General features: G+C 45.8%; 18 protein-coding genes. 9 read left to right on the top strand and 9 right to left on the bottom strand.

Translation table 11 applies throughout. The annotated features are described in order from the left end of the window. Positions 1-3: 3 nt before the first annotated feature. The 3 genes from NCI00_RS22285 to NCI00_RS22275 all read right to left on the bottom strand — a co-directional run bounded on the left by NCI00_RS22285 (position 4) and on the right by NCI00_RS22275 (position 2191). Positions 4-471 carry a DUF2062 domain-containing protein gene (locus NCI00_RS22285; protein WP_114237619.1) on the bottom strand — a complete coding sequence of 156 codons (468 nt, stop codon included), beginning with the start codon at positions 469-471 and terminating at the stop codon, positions 4-6. Positions 472-771: 300 nt separating this feature from the next. Beyond that, on the bottom strand, positions 772-1851 hold the full coding sequence (locus NCI00_RS22280) for a tyrosine-type recombinase/integrase (protein ID WP_253531399.1): 1080 nt from the start codon (positions 1849-1851) through the stop codon (positions 772-774). Beyond that, the gene (locus NCI00_RS22275; RefSeq protein WP_253531398.1) at positions 1844-2191 is read right to left on the bottom strand and encodes a single-stranded DNA-binding protein; all 348 of its coding nucleotides are present in this window, start codon (positions 2189-2191) and stop codon (positions 1844-1846) included. Before NCI00_RS22275 ends, NCI00_RS22280 begins: the two co-directional genes overlap by 8 nt. 141 nt (positions 2192-2332) lie before the next feature. On the opposite strand from NCI00_RS22275, the gene NCI00_RS22270 reads away from it, so the two are divergent. The 9 genes from NCI00_RS22270 (at position 2333) to NCI00_RS22230 (ending at position 13525) form a co-directional block, all read left to right on the top strand. After that, positions 2333-4732, top strand: coding sequence for a penicillin acylase family protein (locus NCI00_RS22270; RefSeq protein ID WP_253531397.1), 2400 nt, complete (start codon positions 2333-2335; stop codon positions 4730-4732). Positions 4733-4816: 84 nt separating this feature from the next. After that, on the top strand, positions 4817-6028 hold the full coding sequence (locus NCI00_RS22265) for a glycosyltransferase family 4 protein (RefSeq protein WP_253531395.1): 1212 nt from the start codon (positions 4817-4819) through the stop codon (positions 6026-6028). Beyond that, the gene (wecB, locus tag NCI00_RS22260) at positions 6025-7131 is read left to right on the top strand and encodes a non-hydrolyzing UDP-N-acetylglucosamine 2-epimerase (protein ID WP_253531393.1); all 1107 of its coding nucleotides are present in this window, start codon (positions 6025-6027) and stop codon (positions 7129-7131) included. Before NCI00_RS22265 ends, wecB begins: the two co-directional genes overlap by 4 nt. A gap of 29 nt (positions 7132-7160) precedes the next feature. Next, positions 7161-7892, top strand: coding sequence for a class I SAM-dependent methyltransferase (locus NCI00_RS22255; RefSeq protein WP_253531391.1), 732 nt, complete (start codon positions 7161-7163; stop codon positions 7890-7892). 2 nt (positions 7893-7894) lie between these two features. Continuing rightward, complete coding sequence (locus NCI00_RS22250; protein WP_253531388.1) at positions 7895-9004, top strand: glycosyltransferase; 1110 nt, start codon at positions 7895-7897, stop codon at positions 9002-9004. Next, complete coding sequence (locus NCI00_RS22245; protein WP_253531386.1) at positions 8989-10257, top strand: LamG domain-containing protein; 1269 nt, start codon at positions 8989-8991, stop codon at positions 10255-10257. Before NCI00_RS22250 ends, NCI00_RS22245 begins: the two co-directional genes overlap by 16 nt. 52 nt (positions 10258-10309) lie before the next feature. Beyond that, a complete protein-coding gene (locus NCI00_RS22240; RefSeq protein WP_253531384.1) occupies positions 10310-11206 on the top strand; it encodes a class I SAM-dependent methyltransferase in 897 nt (298 codons plus the stop codon). A 69-nt stretch (positions 11207-11275) separates the two neighbouring features. Continuing rightward, positions 11276-12013, top strand: coding sequence for a TylF/MycF/NovP-related O-methyltransferase (locus tag NCI00_RS22235; RefSeq protein WP_253531382.1), 738 nt, complete (start codon positions 11276-11278; stop codon positions 12011-12013). 9 nt (positions 12014-12022) lie between these two features. Beyond that, positions 12023-13525, top strand: a complete 1503-nt coding sequence (locus NCI00_RS22230) for a lipopolysaccharide biosynthesis protein (RefSeq protein WP_253531380.1) — start codon at positions 12023-12025, stop codon at positions 13523-13525. A gap of 86 nt (positions 13526-13611) precedes the next feature. Here NCI00_RS22230 and NCI00_RS22225 read toward each other — a convergent pair whose 3' ends face one another. The 6 genes from NCI00_RS22225 to NCI00_RS22200 all read right to left on the bottom strand — a co-directional run bounded on the left by NCI00_RS22225 (position 13612) and on the right by NCI00_RS22200 (position 23151). Then, positions 13612-14091: an META domain-containing protein gene (locus tag NCI00_RS22225; RefSeq protein ID WP_253531378.1), complete on the bottom strand. Its 480-nt coding sequence runs from the start codon at positions 14089-14091 to the stop codon at positions 13612-13614. A gap of 94 nt (positions 14092-14185) precedes the next feature. After that, positions 14186-16204: an alpha-amylase family protein gene (locus tag NCI00_RS22220; RefSeq protein WP_253531376.1), complete on the bottom strand. Its 2019-nt coding sequence runs from the start codon at positions 16202-16204 to the stop codon at positions 14186-14188. A 60-nt stretch (positions 16205-16264) separates the two neighbouring features. Continuing rightward, on the bottom strand, positions 16265-18658 hold the full coding sequence (locus NCI00_RS22215) for a glycoside hydrolase family 127 protein (protein ID WP_253531374.1): 2394 nt from the start codon (positions 18656-18658) through the stop codon (positions 16265-16267). A gap of 143 nt (positions 18659-18801) precedes the next feature. Further along, the gene (locus NCI00_RS22210; RefSeq protein WP_253531372.1) at positions 18802-19536 is read right to left on the bottom strand and encodes a carboxypeptidase-like regulatory domain-containing protein; all 735 of its coding nucleotides are present in this window, start codon (positions 19534-19536) and stop codon (positions 18802-18804) included. A gap of 135 nt (positions 19537-19671) precedes the next feature. Further along, positions 19672-21963 (bottom strand): S9 family peptidase, encoded by a 2292-nt coding sequence (locus tag NCI00_RS22205; RefSeq protein ID WP_253531369.1) that lies wholly within the window; start codon positions 21961-21963, stop codon positions 19672-19674. A 144-nt stretch (positions 21964-22107) separates the two neighbouring features. Then, complete coding sequence (locus NCI00_RS22200) at positions 22108-23151, bottom strand: helix-turn-helix domain-containing protein (protein WP_253531366.1); 1044 nt, start codon at positions 23149-23151, stop codon at positions 22108-22110. Positions 23152-23372: the final 221 nt, after the last annotated feature.

Below are 23372 nucleotides of genomic sequence, written 5' to 3'. Positions count from 1 at the left end.
TGGTCAATAATTCTCAGAACTATTGCTCTGCCTATTTCTAATATAAATTACAATATATTTTGTAATAAAATATGTTGCAAAGCTACAGAAACTACTTACTGCTATTGCACCTATAAAAATCGAATAGCCAGCTTCTTTTAAATTTGCAGACCAATTATGCATGTCAAAACGAACATCTGTGTTAAGTAGCAACTCTCCAGTTTCAAAACTTAACAGCATAAACAGTGGACTTGTTAGAGGATTAGAAATTAAACTACCTGTTGCTGCTGCAAAAATATTGAATTTAAAAAACCTATGTAATAGAAGTACCGTTAAAAATCCAAAACCAAATGATGGGAAAACACCTGTAAAAGCTCCCAATGCCGCCCCTGTAGCTATTTCATTTACACTTGAATTTTCCTTTGCCAATTTAATAAATCTTGTCTTGATTCTTGTAGTGAAACTTGTCTTTATTTTTGGTTTATTATTCATCAAAGTTGCAAATTATGAATGTTGTCTGTGTTTTTTACCATTGGCTATAACTCGCTAATTGACGCATGTTTTATGCATTTTAACTGCAAAGTAAAAGCTTCCGTTATTAAATGCAAACTTTGAGACTTGTATTTTTAATGTACTGATATTCAACATATTATGTGTAATTTTTTTGCATTTTTCTCTAGGCGTAAGCTTTGGACAATACAATATGCGCATCGCGCATATTGTAACCATCCATTATTTAAACAATACAAGATACGCATTGCGTGTTTTGTATTGTTTAAATACCCGCCTCTTTTAGAGGCTATCCAATGGACTTTTGATCTTCTTAATATCTTTTTGACTTACATGTGTGTAGATGAGCGTGGTCTTGATGTCGTTGTGACCCAGTAACTCTTGGATAAACTTTACATCTGTCCCCGCCTCCAGCAAATGGGTCGCAAAGCTGTGCCTTAGGCCGTGAATACCCACGTCTTTGTTGATAGCTGCTTTCTTGAGTGCAGCTTTAAACACCTGCTGGGCACTGCGCTTACTATATTGGTCACCGTATTGTCCCTCAAAGAGATATTTTTTGGGTTTATAAGCTTTATAATACTCCCGCAGTTGGAGCAGAATACTTTCTGGCAGATTTACATAACGATCTTTTTTACCCTTGGCTCGCGCTATTAAAACCTGTCCGTTTTTACTGTCTATGTCGGTAATTTTGAGGTTAACAATTTCGCTTACACGCAGTCCCATACCATAGCAGAGTTTGAGCATGGTGTTGTGTTTGAGGTTTGTCGTAACGGTAAAAAGCTTTTTTATGTCCTGTGCATTGATAACTTTGGGCAAAATAGAGGGTTTTTTGGGGCGAGGTATTTCAAAAAAGAATTTCTCTCGATGCAGTACCTGCTCATAATAAAACTTTACAGCGTTGATGCGACTATGTAGGGTGTTTTCTGAGAGTTTCAGGGTTTCAAGGCAATACAAAAAATAACTTCGGAGCCGAGCGATATCCAAATCTTCAACGGGCTTGTCTTTAAGGGCATACAACAATTGAGCAAACTCGTTTCGATACGTAGTAATGGTACTTTGGCTGTATGCCTTCAACTTTAAGGTTTCGATGAAAGTATATAAAGCGGGTTGATTTATTGGGTGAATGTGTAATAGCACTTCTTTGCCCACCGGTTCGGTTTTGAGGCCAAATCGTTGGCGGTACATGGGCGTATCGATTACATACCAAGCTTTTTGAGTACGGCTCCAGCGTGTACCTGTTATGCTGCGAACGAGGCGGTTGTACTCAGGCTGGTATTCAAACTTAATCAAAATCACGGATTTGCCTTCGTGTTCTGTCAATTCAAATCGCCAGTCAGTAGGGAGTTGGGTGGGATTACTCATCGGATTCTGATCGTTTATCCAACATAATCAACTGCTCGGCAATGATCTCGGTGACGTACCTTTTGCTGCCGTCTTTATTTTCATAATTACGTGTTTTGATTTTTCCTTCAATGTAGACCAAACTCCCTTTTTGTAGATAATCACGTGCCAACTCGGCCAAACTACGCCACAAAACGATGCTGTGCCATTCGGTTTCCGTACGTGTTTTCCCATTTTTGTCTTTGAAAGTTTCGTTGGTTGCCAGCGAAAACTTAGCTACGCTTACGCCACCTTCTAAGACCTGATATTCAGGTACATTTCCAAGGTTCCCAATTAAAGTTACGCGGTTAAGTCCTCTCATATTGAAATAAATTTAGTGACAATATGCTCTTTAGAACACATTCTGCCCAAATAGTCACTCACCAAAACTGTTTCGTCGCTTTTTCTTGAGAAATCTTCCAAATTTTACTAACATTAGGTTTCATTAACCTAACTCTATCCCTTGAAACCATTTATACTGCTGCTTGCGGTGGGGTTGTTTGTGCGTTGCACGGCTTCCTGCGCCCAAACCCTCACCATCAAAGGTCTCCAACAACCCGTCGAGGTTATCCGCGACGGCTGGGGAATCTCCCACATTTACGCCCAAAACGACCATGACCTGTTTATGGCGCAGGGCTACGTGGCCGCTTCCGACCGCCTGTTTCAACTCGAAATCTGGCGGCGACAAGCCACAGGAACGGTGGCCGAACTCCTCGGAAAAAAAGAATTGAAACGCGACATGGGCAGTCGATTGTTTAAATTTAGGGGCAATCTTACGGCTGAGTTGGCACATTACCATCCCCGCAGTGCGCTCATCATCAATGCTTTTGTGGAGGGAATCAACGCCTACATTCGTGAGATGCGCCAAACGCCCGAAAAACTTCCGTTTGAATTTAAAGTCCTAAACACCCTGCCCGACTACTGGACGCCCGAAATCGTCATCAGTCGGCATCAGGGGTTGCTGAGCAACGTCAAAGACGAACTCAACAATGCCCGAATTGTGCAGTTGGTGGGTGCCGAAAAGCTGCGTGATTTGCAGTGGTTTCACCCCGCCAAAACCGCCAACGAACCCGATTTGACTTTGGATAGACTCGTGCAGGACGAAGACCTTTTCCAACCCATTCTCGAATTGTACGAAGCCTTTCGTGCGCCGTTGAAATTTGTTAAAGACGATAAAAAAGCGAGTCACACGCCTGCGTTTGATTTTGACAGTTGGTACGAAGAAGAAAAAGCCAACGTTGGCTCCAACAACTGGATTATCAGCGGCCACCGCGCCCAAAGCGGCTATCCGATGCTGGCCAATGACCCGCACCGGGCGCAATCGGTGCCGTCGTTGCGGTATTGGGTACATTTGCACGCCCCAGGCTGGAACGTCGTGGGGGCGGGCGAACCCTCCTTGCCAGGCGTGTCGATTGGCCATAACGAAGTGGCTTCGTGGGGATTGACCATTTTTGAAACCGACAACGAAGACCTGTACGTCTACGAAACCAATCCCCAAAATCCGAATCAGTACAAATACCAAGGGAAATGGGAAAACCTTAAAATTCTGAAAGACACGATTAAAGTAGCCAACGGTTCGCCTGAGGTGATAACGCTCAAGTACACCCGCCACGGGCCGGTGGTGTTTGAAGAGGGGGCCAAAAACAAACTGTACGCCGTTCGGGCGGGTTGGCTGGAGGTGGGTTGTGCACCCTATTTGGCGAGTTTGCGCATGAACCAAGCGCGTACTTGGGAAGAGTTTCGGACGGCGTGCAGTTTTAGCCGTATTCCGGGCGAAAACATGATTTATGCCGACAAAAACGGCCACATCGGCTGGCAGGCAGTGGGGATTTCGCCCATTCGCAAAAACTGGACGGGGCTTGTGCCCGTGCCCGGTGATGGCCGTTACGAGTGGGCGGGTTATTTACCCATTCAGCTGTTGCCCAACAAAAAAGACCCCACCGAAGGCTACGTGGTCACGGCCAACAACAACATGACACCCGTTGATTTTCCCAACCGCAACGCCATTGGCTGGACGTGGGCCAACCCCGTGCGGGCGCATCGCATCGAAGAAGTGCTGAACGCTGGGAAGCGTATGTCGTTGCAGGATTTCGCGACCTTGCAAACCGATTATCTCTCTGGAACGGCCCGAACGCTGGTGCCTGTTTTAATCAATGCGCTCAATACCAATGCGGCCAAAGAAAGCAACGAAGTGGCGAAATCCCAAGCGCTTTTGCAGGCGTGGGATTATCAACTAAAGCCCAATTCGACGGCGGCGGCCATTTACGTACAATGGGAAACGGAATTAAAAAAGGCCGTTTATCAACTGACCGTTCCCCAAAATATTCAGACCTATTTTAAAACGTTGCCCACCAAACGGCTCGTAGATTGGGTCATTACGCCCCGTCCTGAGTTTGGTATAGATCCCATTCAAGCGCGTAATGAGTTGTTGGTGAATAGTTTAGATAAAGCGATTCAAGCACTCACTGCACGGTTGGGCAATGACATGAACCAATGGCAGTACGGACAAGCCAAAAACAAACACATCAAGCTCACGCACGCGCTCAGCGAGTGGGTGGGTGAGGAGCAACGTGCCAAAATTAACCTCGGCCCTTTGCCGCGCGGCGGCTACGGCGAAGTGGTGGGCAACACGGGCAATAACCTCAATCAGGAGCATGGCGCTTCGTTTCGGATTTTGGTAGATACCGAAAACTGGGACAAAACCTTGGGAATCAACAGCCCCGGTCAATCGGCCAACCCCGACGATCCGCATTATGCCGATTTGTTTGAATTATGGGCCAAAGACGGTTATTTCCCCGTATATTTTTCCAAAGATAAAATTAAGCAAGTAGCCGACCGAACTTGGACGCTGAAGCCTAACTAGAAATTTGTACATTTGCGCCTCCAAAATAACGCCGACGGGATTTTTTTAACCTAGCTCGTCGGCGTTATTCTAATTCAGAACGAGATGCGTGTTTGTTTTGTAATGCCCGCTTTGCCCCACTACTTTAAGCTCATCCTGAACAAGATTGTGGCGGGAACGGGGTACGAGATTTTGATGATAAAACCCGCCCAAAAAGGGAAAGCAACGGGGGCGGCCGTGAAGGAGGAAACCGACAATGCGCTGTTTCGGGTGGTTGAGTTGGAAGAATACCGTGCTTGGTATGGCAAACCTTTTTTTAAGGATTTATTGCCCACGCTCAAAGCCTTTCGTCCTGATATTGTGGTGATTACTACTTGGCCGTATTTTCTCTACCTCACCCTGAATCCGTTCTTTTATTGGCGGTTGCGGGGGTTGGGGGCCAAGCTCATCGCTCGGGATATTCCCTTCAACTACGCCATTTGGGGGCGGGTCAAAGAGTTCTATTTCTCTCCTCAGTTTCTTTCCGAAAATTTTCAGGATTCTAACAAAACTTGGATTGGCTATATTCTTTTTTGGATTGCTTCCTTACTGCGCCGTTTGAATTTGCCTTTGGCCGATGCCCACATCAACTACATCGACGAAGCCCACGAAATCATTGGTAGCTACGGTGTGCCATCAGAGAAGATATTTGTCATTTCCAACTCCCCCGATACCGACGAACTATTGGCGGCGTTTGAAACGGTTAAGAAACGACCTTCTATCTTGCCGACCAATCCCCACCGCCTGATTCACGTGGGGCGCTTGGTGCAGTGGAAACGCGTGGATTTGATTATCGAAGCCGTAAAAAAACTACAACCGACCTATCCCGACATTGAGTTGGTGGTGGTAGGCTTTGGGCCAGAGCTGGAAAAACTGAAAATACAGGCGGCAGAGGCAGGACTGGCAGAAGCTGTGCGTTTTGTGGGAGGAGTATACAATTCAGTAGATTTGGGGCAATATTTGCACGAGTCAGCGGTGTATGTGCTGGGCGGTATGGGCGGCCTGTCTATCAACGATGCCATGTGTTTTGCCAAACCGGTGGTGTGCTCGGTGGCCGACGGCACCGAAAAACGCTTGGTACGCGAAGGAACCAACGGTTATTATTTCAGCAACGGCAACGCCGCTGATTTGGCACGAGTTTTGGACTTGTTGTTGGCAAATCCTGAGCGGGTTCGGGCCTTTGGCCAACGTTCATTAGAGATTATTAAAGAGGAAATAAATATACAAACCGTTATCGAAGGGTATCGTAACGTATTTGAATTCGTAACCAAGAAATGAAGATTCTTAACATTGTAGGCGCACGGCCTAATTTTATGAAAGTAGCGCCGCTGCATCGTGCTTTTCAGCGAAAAAGCGAGGTTGAATCAAAAATCGTTCATACGGGGCAGCATTACGACGCCAAGATGTCGGACGTATTTTTTAACCAACTCGAATTGCCCAAGCCCGATTATTTTCTGGGAATCGGCGGCGGCTCGCACACCCAACAAACGGCCAAAATCATGTTGGAGTTTGAAAAGGTGGTAGAAGCTGAGCAGCCTGACTTGGTGTTGGTGGTGGGCGACGTTACCTCCACCATTGCCTGTGCGTTGGTAGCCACCAAAATGCACATTCCAATCGCGCACGTTGAAGCGGGATTGCGGAGCGGCGACCGCCGGATGCCCGAAGAAATCAACCGTATTTTGACCGACAGTATTTCGGATTATCTGTTTGTAACCGAGCAATCAGGAATTGACAACCTCAAACACGAAGGCGTGCCCGACGAAAAAGTATTTATGGTGGGCAATTGCATGATTGACTCGCTGGTGTATTATCGTCAGAAAGCTGGCCTTCTGGACATTATGCCTTCATTGGGCGTAGCCAAAGATGATTTTGTGCTTATGACCATGCACCGCCCCGCCAATGTCGATACCGCCGAAGGGCTGACGAGTATTTTGCAGATTATTGAAAACACGACGCCGTACAAAAAAGTACTGTTTCCGATTCACCCCCGGACCAAAAATAACATTGAGAAATTTGGCTTAAAAGCAAAATTAGACACGATTGAGGGCCTGATTTTGACCGAGCCGCAGGGCTATTTGGAGTTTTTAAATTTGATGGAAAACGCTGCTTTGGTCATCACCGATTCGGGCGGTATTCAGGAAGAAACGACCTATTTGCAGGTGCCTTGCCTGACCTTCCGCGATAGTACGGAGCGCCCCGTGACGGTCGAACTCGGAACCAATCAATTGTTGGCCGATTTGAACCCCGTGACTGTGCACGAAAAGGTAATTGAAACCCTCGAAGGTCGGGCCAAGAAAGGTGTTATTCCGCCGCTTTGGGACGGCCACGCTGCCGAGCGAATTGCGGAGATTTTGGTGAAAAGAGCAAAGCTGCTTTCTTAATTCTTATATTCGACAATCGTACTTCTTTTATGTCGCAACCTATTCGCGCCGAAGCACTTCCCGACAACCCCGACGAGCATTATCGTATTAAGCCCCCGTTTGGGCATCCGCGTTGGTATTACCTCAAAAAACTACGACAGTTGGTGGAGTGGGGAAGAAATCAATATGTTCGGCAAAAAACCGCCCAAGGCCCGATTAAACTGGCGGATTATGGCTGCGGAACCAAGCCTTATGTTTCTCTTTTTTCGGATAAAAATATTGACTATCTAGGCATTGACTTGGCGTGGAATCCCCACGCAGATATTATTGTGGGCAACGATAGCGTAATTCAATACCCTGATAATCAGTTGGATGTGGTGCTCTCGACGCAAGTGCTTGAGCACGTAGACGACCCCGAAGGCTACCTCCGCGAAGCGCAGCGGATTCTTAAACCCAACGGGCTGCTGCTGCTCACCACGCACGGGTACTGGATGTATCATCCTGACCCCACGGATTATTGGCGTTGGACGTCGACGGGATTGCGTAAAATCGTGGAGCGCAATGGTTTTGAGGTGATTGCCTTTCGAGGTATCATTGGGCGGGCGGCCATGGGATTGCAGTTGTTTCAGGATGGATTGTTGTTCAAAATACCCAAATTCCTACGCCCTTTGCTGACAATTCCGATGCAGTTTTTGATTGTATTATTCGATAAAATCAGTTCTCAACAAGCCACCGACACCGACGGATGTACGTATTTGGTCGTGGCCAAGGCGAAGAAATAACGATGAAATTGTGCATTGCTTATCCCAATCGGAATAGTTACTCCGAAACATTCATTCACAATCATTTATCGTACCTAAAACCAGAAATTACCTTGACGGGTGGCTGGCGACCTTACATTACAAAGGAAGGGGAAAACATCATTTCTATTCCCGCAGGGGAGTTGATTCGGATAGGAATTAAACGCGTGTTTTCGGGGCTGTACCCCCCTTTTTATACTTATTTTTTGACAAAGTACTTGCAAAAAGAACAACCTGATGTTTTACTGGCAGAATATGGAATTACGGGTTTGGGTGTAATGGAAGCCTGTAAGAAGACAAATACGCGTTTGGTGGTTCATTTTCACGGCTTCGACGCTTCCCATCGTCCGACCATTGAAAAGTACAAAAAAGACTATCGAAGTCTTTTCGAAATTGCGGATAAAATTATTGTAGTGTCGAAAGATATGGCGGCTCAATTGATGGGAATGGGTGCTCCTGCCGCCAAAATTATCAATAACCCCTATGGTGTTGAAACTGAAAAGTTTTACGGAGCCAATCCACAGCAGGCCGAAAAAATAGTACTGTCGGTGGGACGTTTTACGGGAAAAAAAGCGCCGCACCTGACGTTGCAGGCTTTTGATAAGGTACTCGAAAAACATCCTGATGCCCGACTGGTGATGATTGGCGGAGGCGAACTTTTTGAGTCATCAAAAGCACTGGTGGAAACGTTGGGTATGAAACATGCTGTTGAATTTGCAGGGATAAAATCACCCGAAGAAGTGGCAGAATGGCACCGCAAAGCAAGGATTTTTGTCCAACATTCCATTACTAATCCCGAAAATGGGGATTCAGAAGGTACGCCAAATACGATTTTGGAGGCTTCGGCGGCAGGATTACCAATTATAAGTACGCGTCATGCGGGTATAAAAGAGGCTGTTGACCATGAAATAACTGGTTTTTTAGTGGAAGAAGGAGATTATTTGAAAATGGCTGATTATATGTGCCTTTTGTTGGATGATTCGGCTTTGGCTCAAAAAATGGGTGAACAGGCCAGCATTAAGATGAAAATAGAATATGAAATACGACACAGAATAAATAAACTAAATGAAATTCTTCTATGTGGTACAGGGTAGTTTTATGTATTCTTTGTTGTGCTGTTAAACAGACATTTGCTCAGAACATACGGCAGGGCATTATAGCTTGTTACTCATTTGACGGGAATGCAAAAGATGGTATTGGAAATAACGATGGATTAGTAAGAGGGGCAACACTTACTGAAGATAGATATGGAAAAGCTAATAGTGCATATAGCTTTAATGGGATAGATAACTATATAGAAATAAAGGGGGATAATTTTAAAAATACGACTTATACTCTTGCTTTATGGGCTTATCCGATAAAAAATCCAGCTGGTAATCAATATCATTATGCGATTTCCATTGGTGGGGCAGGTGGTGACCAATCTATTGATATCAGTAATGGAGCTTTCAACGCAATTGGTTGGACAATAGGTACTTATTTGGTGAGTCCAACTCCATTGACAACTTTCTGTGCAGCAGGTGTTTTGCCTGAATTAAATAAATGGTATCATATAGTAGCTACACGAGATAATCAAAAAATTAGATTATACGTTGATGGAGCATTTATTTGCGAATCTTCTACACAGGGGCTTCTACCAAATTATGGAACAAATACAGTAATGACCATTGGAAGAAGAGCCCAAGGTGGACAGTTCTTAGCGGCAAAAATAGACGATGTTGTTATATACAATCGTGTTTTATCCGATGCAGAGGTGGTGGGGCTTTATAATCAGCTTCCTTGCGGTGTACAACCAAGTCTATCTCAATCTACCATTACAGAGCCAGGGTATTTTTACATGGAGGGGAATAGTTATACTGCTACGCGTACTCCAACAAGTGACAAAAGAACTTTCCTGCAACTTCGAAATAATTCATTAGACCCTTCGTCATGGGTCGGTATTAGCCTTTCTGCGGGAAGTAATACCAATCCTACTGTTTTAGAACATTTTGCTCGTGAATATTCTAATCCCTCAGTCCCAAGCCCATTCGCTGGATTTGGGCAACTATATTCTAGAGATAACGGTCTGATTTTGAGAACTGGAAGCCCTTCTAGCCCCAATGGTGTCATTAAGTTTATGACTGGAAATTTAGGAGATTTTTCGTTGGAGAGAATGCGCATAGACGCAAACGGTAATTTAGGGGTGGGTACTCAGAATCCAAAATCAAAATTACAAATAACGAGTGGCGATGTATATGTAGAAAATCCAGACCGAGGCATTATCCTTAAATCCCCCAATGGTTCTTGCTGGAGAGTAACGATTGATGATTTAGGGAATTTTGTTCGGACTAGCATTCCTTGTCCATAAATACTCAATTGCGATACGTTTTAGAAAATAACCAACTGGATTAAATTATAAAATGACCGTTATTTCACCCCTCACTGGCAGTACTGAGGTTGCCCTCGAAAGCCGACTTTTACCAAAACAGATTATCAGCCAGTATAAAACCCAGTTTGGCGTTGATGTAAGCGGCTATTTTAAGGGCTTAAAAACGGTGGATATTTACCGTTGCAAGACCTCTGGGCTTCGTTTTTACTACCCATTCAATTTGGCGGGTGATGGGCAATTTTATGCCGATTTGGCACGGGTCTACAAGGGCTATTATTCGGTTTGGAAATGGGAACACGAAAAAGTGAATGGTCTGATTCAATCTGAACAAAAAGTACTAGAAATTGGGTGCGGGAGGGGCTATTTTTTAGCAAAATTAAAAGAGAAAAAAGCGCAGGCAACGGGTTTGGATTTTAATCCCGATGCCGTAGAATATGGTAAAACCCACGACCTCAACATTGTGGATGAAACGATTACGGCCCATGCCCAAAAACAAGCAGGGGCCTACGATATGGTATGCGCTTTTCAGTTGTTTGAGCACGTCAATGAAGTCGGAGATTTTTTGAAAGATTCCATCGCGTGTTTGAAAAAAGGCGGGCTTTTGGCCATTGGCGTTCCCAACAATGATTGTTATATTTTCAAAGAAGACCCGTATCATACCCTCAATGTGCCGCCGCACCACATGTTGTTATGGGCGCCAGATTCTCTGCGTTATGTTGCACAATTGTTTGATTTAGAGTTGATTGAGGTGGCCGTTCAGCCTTCGGTTTCTGTCAATAAAAGTACGGCGTATTTGCTTTGGCTCAAAAAACAATTTGGAGATTCAGCCGTGGCAAATTTTCTGCACCTTACCACTCGTTTTTTGGTAAAACGCTTGCCCGTATTTACGCAAGGCCCCACGGTGGTGGCGGTTTACCGAAAAAAATAAAAAGCTAAATCGCTTAAATAGAAATGCCAAGATTTAATAAGTAAAGTATTTTTGCCCAAAATTATTTAGATGAAAAAAATCATTCTTTCGCTCATTGAAAAAATGGGGTACGAAGTTGTGAAGGCAGGAACGTACCGTTTTGCCAACATTGACATTGAAAATGACAAAGATTTTGGTCGTTTGATGAATCAATGTCGCCCATTTACAATGACTTCCGTTCAACGACTTTATGCCCTGAATCAAGCGGTCAATTATATTTCCAAAAATAAAATCAGCGGCGATATTGTTGAATGTGGGGTTTGGAGAGGAGGGAGCTCCATGATGAGTGCCCTTACATTGTTGGAAGGCAAAGATACTTCACGAAATTTATACCTGTACGACACTTTTGAAGGCATGAGTGAGCCAACAAACGATGATGTAAGTATGACGGGTGCTCTAGCGGAGAAGACTTGGCAAAGTATTGATAAATGTGATGCAGATTTGAACGATGTCCAAACCAACATGAAACAGACCAATTACCCTTTTTCTAAAATACATTTTGTACAGGGTAAAGTAGAACAGACAATTCCGGAAACAATACCGTCTTCGATTGCCTTGTTGCGTTTGGATACCGACTGGTATGAATCCACGTACCACGAACTGGTTCATTTGTTTCCCAAACTCGTGACGGGGGGAGTGCTAATCATTGATGACTACGGACACTGGCAGGGTGCCCGCAAGGCGGTAGATCAATACTTTGCCGAACAAAAAACGCCTATTTTGCTCAATCGAATTGACTACACGGGTCGTATTGCGATAAAATCATAACATATATTCATGGGAGTTATCATTCGCCAAAGTCTTAAAAATTCAATTGTCACGTATTTTGGCGTAATCATCGGAACCGTCAATGTACTGTACTTGTACAATGCCTTTTTGTCGACAGATCAGATGGGGCTTTACAGTGCCATTACGAGTTTTCCGTTGGTTTTCGCTTCGTTTACCCAGTTGGGCATTCCGCTGATTGCAGTACGCTTTTTCAATCGGTTTAAGGACGAAGCCAAACAACACAACGGCTTTTTTGCTTTTTTGATGGTTGCGCCGCTGGCGGGGTGCTTGATTTTCAGTGTGTTGTATGTTTTTGGGCGTGATTTGTTTCGCTGGATTTATCAAGATGGTTCCCCACTGTTGGTTCAATATTATTATTATTTACTTCCACTGACCATTTGTTTGGTCTACATGACCGTTTTGGAAGCCTACGCGCGCGTACATCTGCGGATTGTGGTTCCTGCTATCATTCGCGAATTGGGCGTTAAGCTAACAAACTCGGCCTTGGCGGTGGGCTACGGAATGCACTGGATTACTTTCGATCAGCTTATTATGGCGTTGGTACTCGTGCATTTGTTGGCCGTTTTTGCGTTGTTGGGCTATTTACAATGGCTGGGCAGGTTGTACTGGAAAGTCGATTTTAGCTTTTTGCGCAAGCCTATTTTCAACGAAATGTGGCAGTATGGCTTGTGGGTCTTAATGGGTGGGATAAGTGTCAATCTGGCGGTCAACATTGAAAAATTTTTCCTCCCAGCCTACTCCAACGGGATGACCAACACCGCAATTTTTGACATTGCGGCCAAAATTGCCCTTGTCATCGCCATTCCAAGAAACGCCCTGTCGTCTATCAGTACGCCGCTGCTAAACGAGTCGTGGAGTCGCAATGATATGGAACACATCGACGAGATTTACAAAAAATCTTCGCTTAATCTGTTGATTATCGGTGGGTTATTGTTTTTAGGGATTTGGTGCAATATCGACAGTATTTTCAAAATTATTCCTAAATCGGAGGTGTATGAGCAGGGGAAATGGGTGGTGCTTTTTGTTGGGCTGGGTAGGGTGATTGATATGGCCACGGGGCTCAACTCTGAAATTCTGATTGGTTCAAAGTATTATCGTTACGACCTCGCATTTTACATTTTTCAGACCGTTTTGCTCGTGATTGCCAACGCCTTATTGATTCCCATTTATGGGTTCAACGGAGCCGCCTTGGCCATGTTGGTGTCGCTCACGCTCTACAACGCCATTAAATTCTGGTTTATTTACTCCCGTTTTGGGCTTCAGCCTTTCACCCCAGCTACCGTCAAAACGGTTGCTTTACTGGCGGTTACGTACGGAATCACCCAGGTGATTTCCATTCCAAATGATAGCCTCGGGATGATATTTGTCGGCATCGCGGTCAAATCATTCGTGATTCTGGTGGTACTAGGCGGTGGGGTTCTGGGATTAAGAATTTCCGAAGATGCCAATCAAACGCTGTTGGGTATTTGGCGTAAGTACAGAAAGAAATAATCTCCATTTTTAAGATTGAATTCATAAAAAAACACTGGCTTGGAGTACCAATCCCCCAAGCCAGTGTCTAAAAATAGAAATGTATTTTAGCGTTTAAAATACATAATTTCAGAAACAGGCTCTCCCACGTAAAGTTTAAGCGAAGTGCCGTCGACCGAAAATTTGGTCACGTTTTTCAGATTATTAAGGAAATTATACTCGGCTTTCATCATTTCGGGCGTGCCAGCCATTTTGGTCGTACTGACGGGCGCTACGAACTCAATGCTAGATTTAGCTTCGTTAAAAGTAAATATAGTATTGTAAAAATTTACAAAGGCTCGTCCGTTCACTTGCAATTTATCAGTGGTCTCTGAAGCGGCAAATTCGATAGAGGCTTCGCCGTCGGCGGGGATCGTTTTGTCTTTCAGGTATTCCGTAAACGTCCATTTCCCAGACAGTTTATTGAAATTTACGCGAGCATTGGTTACGTTTTTGGCGGCTTGCAATTCATCTTCAATCGTAACGCTCGTTTTCGCACAGCTCACACACAGGAGCAATAGCACGGCAAAAAAGGGGATTTTAATCATGGCTAAAAGCGTTTTTTTGGTTGTTTATGGTCCTGCCTGATTGTTCAACGCAGGGTCGATAAAAAGACGCAACTCGGCCTTTTTTGGTTGGAATCTACTTCCTGATTTTATACACTTGCCCACTAACGGGTGCAATTTGGTCTTCTGGTGCGGTAATAGTTTGAAACACCAAATCGTAATCAGTAAGGTTGATGTTTTCTAAAGATGCGCCCGATTGACTGTCAAAATTAGCAACAAAAATATACATAGGAGCGGTGGCTTGGGTCCATGCGATAAGTGTTTTTGTGGCATCGGGTGGTAAAATCCACTTGATTTGTTGGTTGGCGATTTGTTTCCAAATCATTTCTGCAAAAATACGTAAGTCGTTGATTTCACGGAACTGCGCCATGTTTTCACCCCATTCAAACGGTCCGTGGGTTACTTTGTCGGTTTCGGCATCGTCGTGGATTTGAAAAACGTACAGTTTGGTATATTCTTCGTTTTTCCCCCGCGTTAAGTGAAGGTTTCGCACCTCAAACCCAAGGCTGTAATAACTTGGCATATCGGTGAGGAATATTCCAACAAAATAGCGAAGGAGGTTGCCCGTTCGGTAAAATTCATCAAAACGCGGGTCGTCTTTGTCGGCCGTGATAATCGTAAAACTAGGGGCAAAAGTGCGACTGCGGAGCAATTGGTCGTACAAGGTAAAACGCTCCCGGAATTCGGGGGAGTCGATGGTCGCCGCCTGCAAATCCCCGAGCGTAGCGTCGGCGTGGATGGCTTCCAAATGGTCAAACTCATCACCATAGCCCATCACGTTGGGAGGAGCGATGAAGGTCTCGGCGTAAAACGCAAAGTGGGGTGTTCCGCGTCGTTGAATGTATTTTTTAACGGCACTCAGCGGGTCGTAAAAAGCATCGGGGTGGGCAGGAACACCATCGGGGCGCATTTGTACGTGAGCCATGTCGCCGCGCATAAAATCAAAATTGAATTCCTGCTGGCATTCAAAGTATTTTCTTGAAAAGTAATTCCACGCGTCCATATTTGGGCGCTCGAAATCCAGTTCCCAGTGCTGATTGTCATTTTTGGAATGATAAAAGCGGTAGCGCGTCAGCGGTCCAAATACCCTCGACATACCTTCAGGATGGTCAAAATCGTATTGAAACCACTGCGTTCCGCGCTCGTCAAGCACAAAAACTTCTGGATTGATATGCAGCCCCCGGTAGGGTGGCGCCATGGTCATGGGCAGGGTTTCGAAGCCGTGGGCAAGCAAATCCTTCATCAACTCAATGCGTCGGTGCAATCGTTGCTGTTGGTCAAAACCAAAAATAATTTCCTGCCGTCGCTTATCCGTTAGCAAGGGAATGCTAGGGTCGAAAAGGATGGATTTATCAAAATGCAATCCACTGCCGTCGGCGGTGCCGCAGTTGTGGAGGTGTTGCCAAATCACTTCTTCTACTTGTTGCCAAACATGCTCCGAATGGTCGGTCAGTCGGCCACCCTCGCGACGCACCCACTCAAAAAGGCGGGGATGAATCAGCGCAATTTCCGAAAAACGGTCGGTGTGAGGAATCACGTCCAAGCCCACCGTTTTGCCCAGCGCGTGCAGTAAATTAACGACCGCTTTCAGTTGTTTTTCCACGGAGTCCAACCATGGAATGGCCTGTTGAAGCGGCCAACTGTAAAATTCTTGGTTGATGTTCCAGCTCACTTTTCCGTACAAACTTCCCACCACGCCCGGCTCCCAAATGGGTAAAAGGTGAATAGAATCGTGGAACTTGGGCAGGGTAAGCGCATAGCCGACGACGTTCCAAAAGCTACCAATTGTCCGCACATTGACGCCGACCATGTTGGATTTTTTGAGCCATTGGCTATCTTTTTGGGTGGCCAATGGGGATAAAATTGTTTCGTTTGGGTTGAGCGCCCGCATCATCGTCTCGGCGCCGAGTTTTTTTTGCAGGATGTTTAACACCTGAAAAACGTCGAATTTGGTGGCGAATTCGGGCAATAAACCAGCTACAAACGAAGCTCTGGAGCGCTCATAGTCAGTAAGATGCAGGTGATAGGTGTTACGCCAATCTGTCACGTACGCGTCGCGCGTATGTGTACTGGTGGTGTCGAGAATATTCATCATAGGTTGTGTAAGGCAGCAAAATAATATTTTTATGGGGAAAAGTGCAAAAAATCCCGCATATTACTTTACAGACCATTCAATAATCCCTCCGGCAAACTCCTTAGGCAGCATCACTTCCATTTTCAACGCTTTGGCCGTTACGGGTTCAAAGTAAAGCTCATTGTATTGGTCTTTTGCTATCCCAAACGGGCCTTTGGGTTGAACGGGTTTCCATTCTCCTGATTCGTTTTGGTATAGTAAACGCCACGAAGCAGGCACGCGGCACCCACCCCACGGGCCGTCGTCAAACCAATAAACGTTGGTGGATGAAATGGTTTCGGGTTTATCAAACGTGTATTGGACCCATTGAAGCGTATCTTTCATGGGCCACCAGTGGTAGTAAATATTGTAGTGGTCGTTGGAGTTTTTGGGCTCGGCTTGGTCGTTGAGCGCGATGAGGGTTTTGGTCACGTGCGAGGCCGACAGCTTACTTCTGGAGGCAATAGTAGGAGCGGGAAGGGGGCGCGAAGCGGAAGGTTTTGTGCCAAACCAAACAGCCATTTCACCCGGCCCACGGTTGGCCCATGCGTAATAAGGAATGGCTTCAAAAGTAGCCTTGGAGACGTTGATTTGATTGTCCATTGTCCGTTTGGATTGTTCAACTTCCGCTTTAATCACCGTGACACCGTCCAGAAAATCTGGCCGATAACTGGCCGTGAAAGCGGTTTCGGGGTTGACCACCAAGTTGAGCACCCGACCTTCCGAATGTTCGGGCCATTCGGCACAATACACAATCGGGCCGCGTTGAAGCGCAATTTTGTCTTGGTCAGCAACCACTTTTTTATTGGCGGCTACTTGCCTAATGGGCATCGGTAAAGTCAGTTGGATAACGTCCCCTTTTTTCCATTCACTTTTGATAACAGCGTATCCATTTTCGAGTTGGTACGCGGCGGGTTTGCCGTTGACCATCAAGGTAAAAGGAGTATCATCTTTCTTCGTAAAAGAATATAAGTCGCTCGGTAGTGGTTGGTTTTGCGCCCAGCCGGGTATCCGAATGGCCATCTCGAAGTTTTTACGTTTGGCGGGGTTCAAAGTGAAATCAACCGTGCCGTTCCACGGATAATTGGTCGTTTGGGTAATTTGGACTGCGGTTCCGTTGAGCATGATTTCGGCGTTACTGCTCATGAACAAATTGGCAAAAACGCGGTCATTTTGTTGGGCATAAACATAACCCGGAACCGACGGGATAAACCGACACACGTTGCTCGGGCAACAGGCGCAACCAAACCACGCACTCCGTGAATGTTGTCCCAAGGATTCGAGCGGATTGGGATAAAAAAAGCGGTCGCCGCTGAGCGATACCCCCGACACCATGCCGTTATACAGCGTGCGCTCTAGCACATCGTAAAAACGGGCATCGCCGTGGAGCAGAAAAAGGCGGTAATTCCAATAAATATTGCCAATGGAGGCACAGGTTTCGTTGTAGGCCGACATATTCGGTAATTCGTACGGTGCGCCAAATCCTTCGTGGCCACCCGCCGCGCCGATGCCCCCCGTGAGGTAAAATTTGTCGTCGATGATGTCTTCCCAGATTTTGTCAATGGCGTTGAGGTAGGCTTTGTCGCCCGTGATGGCGGCTACGTCGGCCATGCCAGCGTACATATAGGTGGCGCGAACGGCGTGCCCAACGGCCTCCGTTTGTTCCGTCACCTTTTTATGGTCTTGGCTGTATTCTTTGCCTTTGCCCCGCACGTCCAGAAAAAATTTGGCCAAATCAAGGTACTTTTTCTGGTTTGTGGTGCGGTAGAGTTTCACCAGCGCCATTTCGATGATTTGGTGACCAGGCGCGTGGTCCAACTTACCAGGGCCAAATTCACGACAGAGCAAATCCGCGTTTTTGATGGCAATGTTTAACAATGTTTTTTTGCCTGTGGCCTGAAAATGGGCCACCGCGGCCTCAATCAAATGCCCGCTGTTGTATAACTCATGACTCAAATCAGACTCTTTTTCCCAGCGTTTCAGGCCCGACCAAGGGTGCGTGTGCAGTGGGTCGATGGTTCGATTGGTATATAAATAACCGTCGGGCTCCTGTGCTTTGCCCACGTATTCGATGAGCGTGTCAAGGCGGGCTTCCAAATGTTTATCGGGGAATGTTTGCAACGAAAAACTGGCTCCTTCCAAGATTTTGTAAATATCGGTATCGTCAAAAGGGTATTCGGTGCAAAACTTGCCCGATTTGATTTTGGCGGCAAACAAAAAATTGTTGACCCGTCCTGTATTGTAGCACTGCTCTAGGGCAATCGGAATCGTGACGTCGTGGTTGCGTTTGATGCGCGGTGCCCAAAACTGATCATTGACCTTTACGGCCGTAAACGGCACGGGTTGAATCGGATAATCGCCCTTGGGTTGGCTTTTGACGGTGTTCGTAACGAAAATGACGAACCAAAAGAGGACTGCCGTTTTTAATTTTACCATGTTTATCATTAGGAAGCCGATTTTATCATTCTGAAAAAAACTGTTTTTGCAGTGTTCAAAAATAATGATATTCTCGTTCTCATCCGCACAAAAAGGGCAAATAGGAAGGCCGTGCTGCTTTTCTTTTGTAATGATAGATTTGGCTAGGGTAGCTTCACCTCCAAGGTAAGCTGATAACTGCCCGTAGCGCCTGGGTAAGCAGGGTCAAAACTAGCCGTGACCGAGTTTTTGTAGGACTGATTGGCATTGCGCTGACGGAGGAGCATAGATTGATTGGTGGGCAGATAACGGGCCGTAACGGTATATTTTCCGAGGGGAATGTCCTGTGCATTTTCTTCGCCCGTTTTTACCGTCAGGGTTTTACCCGCGCTGCCGTCAATGAGCGTTCCGACGGGTTTAAAAGTAAATTCGACGTTGTCGGTGTCGAAGAATTCTCCGATGGCACCGTACACATCCAATGACCCGCCATAGTGCCCCGACATACCAAATTCTTTTGGTTTTTCTCCCGTCAATTTCCAACGCAGGTTACGAATAGCGCCTTCGGTGCCCGCAAACGCCCCCGTGGTTTCGGGAAATAAATCAAGGACGTAGGTTTTGTTGTCAAAACGGACAGTCACCGTACCCCGAACGTACCACGAGCCAGCATTGACCGATAGGCTATAATGCCCGTTGGCATCGGTTTTACCCAAGATGTTATTGTTGTAAAATTGGGCGTTGTTGACCACTATATCGGCGTTGGCCAAAGGTTTACCGTTGGTGTCAACGACGCGGCCCGAAACAATCCCTTTTTGGGGGCTGTTCGAATCAGGATGTACGTGTGCGTGGGGAGGAATGCAGGACGAAAGCAGCGCCAGAGCGGCGTAGAGCAATGTTTTCATGATTGGCTGTTGTTTTTGTTCAGGGCAAAATTGCCCTTCTCCGTGCGCACAACCAACCATGAAATTGATGAAACGGAAAAAGCGACGGCTGAAACGGGATGCCGCCGCTTTTTTCAGTTGAGTGTCTTTCCTGATTTATTTCGTACCTTCATTGACCGTAATCGGCAAGGTCCATGCGGGGGGCTCAATTCCCAGCAAATGCCGTACGAAAAAATCGCGCCGCTTGCGCTCACCGTACTCGCCGCCGGTGGAGTGGGCCATGTTGGGTACCATCAAAAAATCAAAATCTTTGTTGGCTTTGATGAGCGCATTCACCAACTGCATGGTCGATGCAGGGTCAACGTTGTCGTCTACTTCACCCAGAATCAGCAACAGTTTTCCTTGTAGTTTTTCGGCGTGGGTCACATTGGAGCAGTCGGCATAATGCGGCCCGATGGGGTAGCCCATCCATTGTTCGTTCCACCAGATTTTATCCATTCGGTTGTCGTGGCAACCGCAGGAAGAAACGCCCACTTTGTAAAAATCAGGATAAAATAAAAGTCCCCCCGTGGAGCTTTGCCCACCCGCTGAGGTGCCGTAGATTCCTACGCGACTAAGGTCGAGTGAGGGATATTTTTTGGCGGCTTCTTGCATCCATAACATCCGGTCAGGAAAGCCCGCGTCTTTTAGATTTTGCCAACATACATCGTGAAAAGCTTTGGAACGGTTGGACGTACCCATGCCGTCGAGTTGCACCACGATAAAGCCCAATTCGGCCAGTTCAAACATCGAACGGTTGTAGGTCATAAACGATTTTGGCGTAAACGAACTGTGCGGCCCCGCGTAGATATTTTCAATGACGGGGTATTTTTTTGTGGGGTCAAAATTGGTAGGGCGAACGATAATCCCCCAAATGTCAGTTTTGCCGTCGCGCCCTTTGGCCGTAAATACTTCTGGGGCTTTCCAACCCGCTTTTTGCCATTCCGAAATATCGGCTTTTTCCAATTCCATGACGACTGAGCCGTCCGCAGCGGAGCGAAGCATGGTCAGTTGCGGCATATCAACGCGTGAGTAGGTATCAACAAAATACTTTTTGTCGGGCGAAAAATATCCCGTATGATTGGCGTTGTCAGAAGTCAGGGCGGTCAGGCCAGTGCCGTCAAAATTGACGCGATAGTACTGCACAAAGTACGGGTCTTGTTGGGGGTTCATGCCGCTTGCGGCAAAGGTTATGCTCCTTTTTTCTTCGTCGACGTTGACCACATTGCGTACCACCCATTCGCCTTTGGTGATTTGTTTTTTAACTTTTCCGGTCAGACCGTCGTACAGATAAAGGTGGTTCCAGCCGTCGCGCTCAGAGGCCCAGATGATTTCTTTTCCATCGGCTGCGTCGTAACGATAGCGTTTGCCGCTGTAATCGATGAAGGTTTTGCTTTGCTCCTCAATCACCGCCCGAACCGCGCCCGTAGCGGCATTTATTTCCAACACCCTGTACACTTGATGGCCGCGTTGGTTGTACTCGAACGTAAATGCGCGGCTGTCTTTGCGCCATTCCGAGCGCGACAAACCGTATTGGTGGTTAAACAGCGCATCATCAACGGGGAGTTGTTTCTGCTCGTCGACCAAAAATAACTGAGGGCGGCGCACTGGCAAGGCATCACCGGGTTTGAGATATTCGCGGCTTTCGAGTTTGGGTTGGAGTTGGTCTTCGGGCGACGAGCGCACGAAGTAAATCAGGTGTTTTTGGTTGGGTCTAACCTTAAATGAAATCAGTTTTTTGGAATCGGGTGACCACTGAACGTAGCCCGAATAATAGTCGCCTTCGGAGCCGTCGAAACTGAGTTGGGTCTCTTTTTTGGTTTTCTCAAAACGAACGTACAAGTTGTAATTCTTGATGTAAGCCGTTCGGGTGCTGTCGGGTGAGAAAACGGGTTTGTCGTTTTGGTCGTTGGCACCCGCGCCCCAATACCGCCGTTCTTCGGAGCGAACGGGTTCTTTTTTGCGCAATATGTTGGACGTGAGGCCGTAATTCCACACAAATCCCTCGGTGCTAAATTCGATTTCTTTGTCGTCTTTACTGTACGTAAATGTACCAAAAGGAAGGGCGTAGGGGGTTATTTTTTTGTTGGTTGCCTCAGAGAGTTTCTGGGCCAATTGTGCGTGGTCAAAGGCCGTTTGACGGGTTTTGTTGGTGGGGTTAACGGCCATGAATTCTTTTCCGCGAACGGTTTGCACAGAATACCATGCCCATTGACTGCTCGCCGACCAGTTGACCAATGCGGGGGCGTTGTAGACTTTGTCTTTGAGGCGGTTTTTGAGGGTTTCGGAGCGTTGATAATCTTCCAAACGCCCCTGCGCTCGCGAGGATTGGGAAGGAAAGTTTAAAAGAACAAGCAGTGCCAGAAAAAGCGACAGCTTGGGGTGGCGGGGAGGCGTCGGCAAAAGCATAGGATAAAAGGGTTAAGATACTACAAATTTAGGCTACTTTTTTGGGTAAATCTTCCCTCTTCTTGCCTAAATAAGATACTATTTTAACTTTTGTGCTACTGAACCGAAATCCCCACCTATTTTTAATACGCGCTTGAATGGTGCTTACTCTGGCAGATTCTCATCAGAAGATTTGATCCGATAAACCAGTTGATTTAAATGCTCATTGACAATCGCGGTGGGGCTCATATTGTACTTCTTTTTGAAAACCTTATTGAAGCTCGCAATGCTCGAATACCCCAATTGGGTCGCGATTTCTGCCACGGTCCATTTGTTTTGTAAAAGCAGTTTTTTGGCAATGTCTAGTTTAAGGTTAAGGTGGTATTCATAGGGGGCTGAGCCATAAATCTGCCTAAAACATTTCTTGAATTTGGATAAACTCATGTTGGCTTCTCTCGCTAAAAACTCAAGGGGAGGGAGCATTTCAGTGGCAATAAAATGGCGGTTTTCCACTTCCATCACATGCTTAATGTCGCACTGGCTGAATTTGTTGTTGGAAAGGTCGGATTTTATGGTGGCGATTTGACTGATAAAATCAACGATTAGTTCATAGCATTGTGCTTCTACCGAAAGCGCCCAGTTCAAAGAACGGGCATCACTAAAGAGGTTATCAAATGAAACAATTCGTTCAAAAAGCGAAATTCCCTGAAAGTAAACGCCGTTTTCGGACTGCAACATTGTCACAAAAGGCGAGTTGGACGAGGTGGTTGCATCTACGCCGAGTTTTTCACAAATCCAATCCCGGTGGAATCCGATGGTGATAAACCGAGAACGTTTGCCAGTGGGCCAAATCGTATCTACGGTCATTTTGGAACTGTAAAAAAGCGTTGATTTAAGCGCCTTTATTTGGTGCGTTGTGTTGTTATGGATTAAAGAGTACGTGTGAGGAGCTTCAGAAAGGACAAAACTTAAAATCCAATAATCGTTGGTATCAATTGATTTTTTCAACGTATTGAGGGGAGTCGCCCAACGTATTTCGCCCAAAATAACGGCTACTTTGTCGGGTTCAATAATGAGGGAATTTAATTTAAATAATAAATCATCTTTTTCATAACTAAACTCATTAGGTGATTGTGGTTCTGTGCCAAATTGCTCAGCTACTTGTGCCATCCAGTTGTGGGAGGGCCTAAGTCCTAAGAGAATTTCCATAACGTTGTTGAATTAACAAATATAAAACGGGCTATCTGAAAGGTGTGTTTACGATTATAGTGAGGGTGTTTGTATCCCAAATTGGTAGCAATATAAACCTATATTATGTAAAAATTACTTTTGTTTTGGGATAATATTTATTTTATTTAATAAACATGAGGTGGCACAAGAAAGTGATGGTTTAGTTAAAATTCGATTTTAAAAAATGGAAGAATTATGTT

The sequence above is a fragment of the Runella salmonicolor genome (assembly GCF_024158025.1).
Classification (GTDB): Bacteria; Bacteroidota; Bacteroidia; order Cytophagales; family Spirosomataceae; genus Runella; species Runella salmonicolor.
Note: the sequence above shows the minus strand (reverse complement) of the source record. Positions and strands in the feature narration are given on the sequence as shown.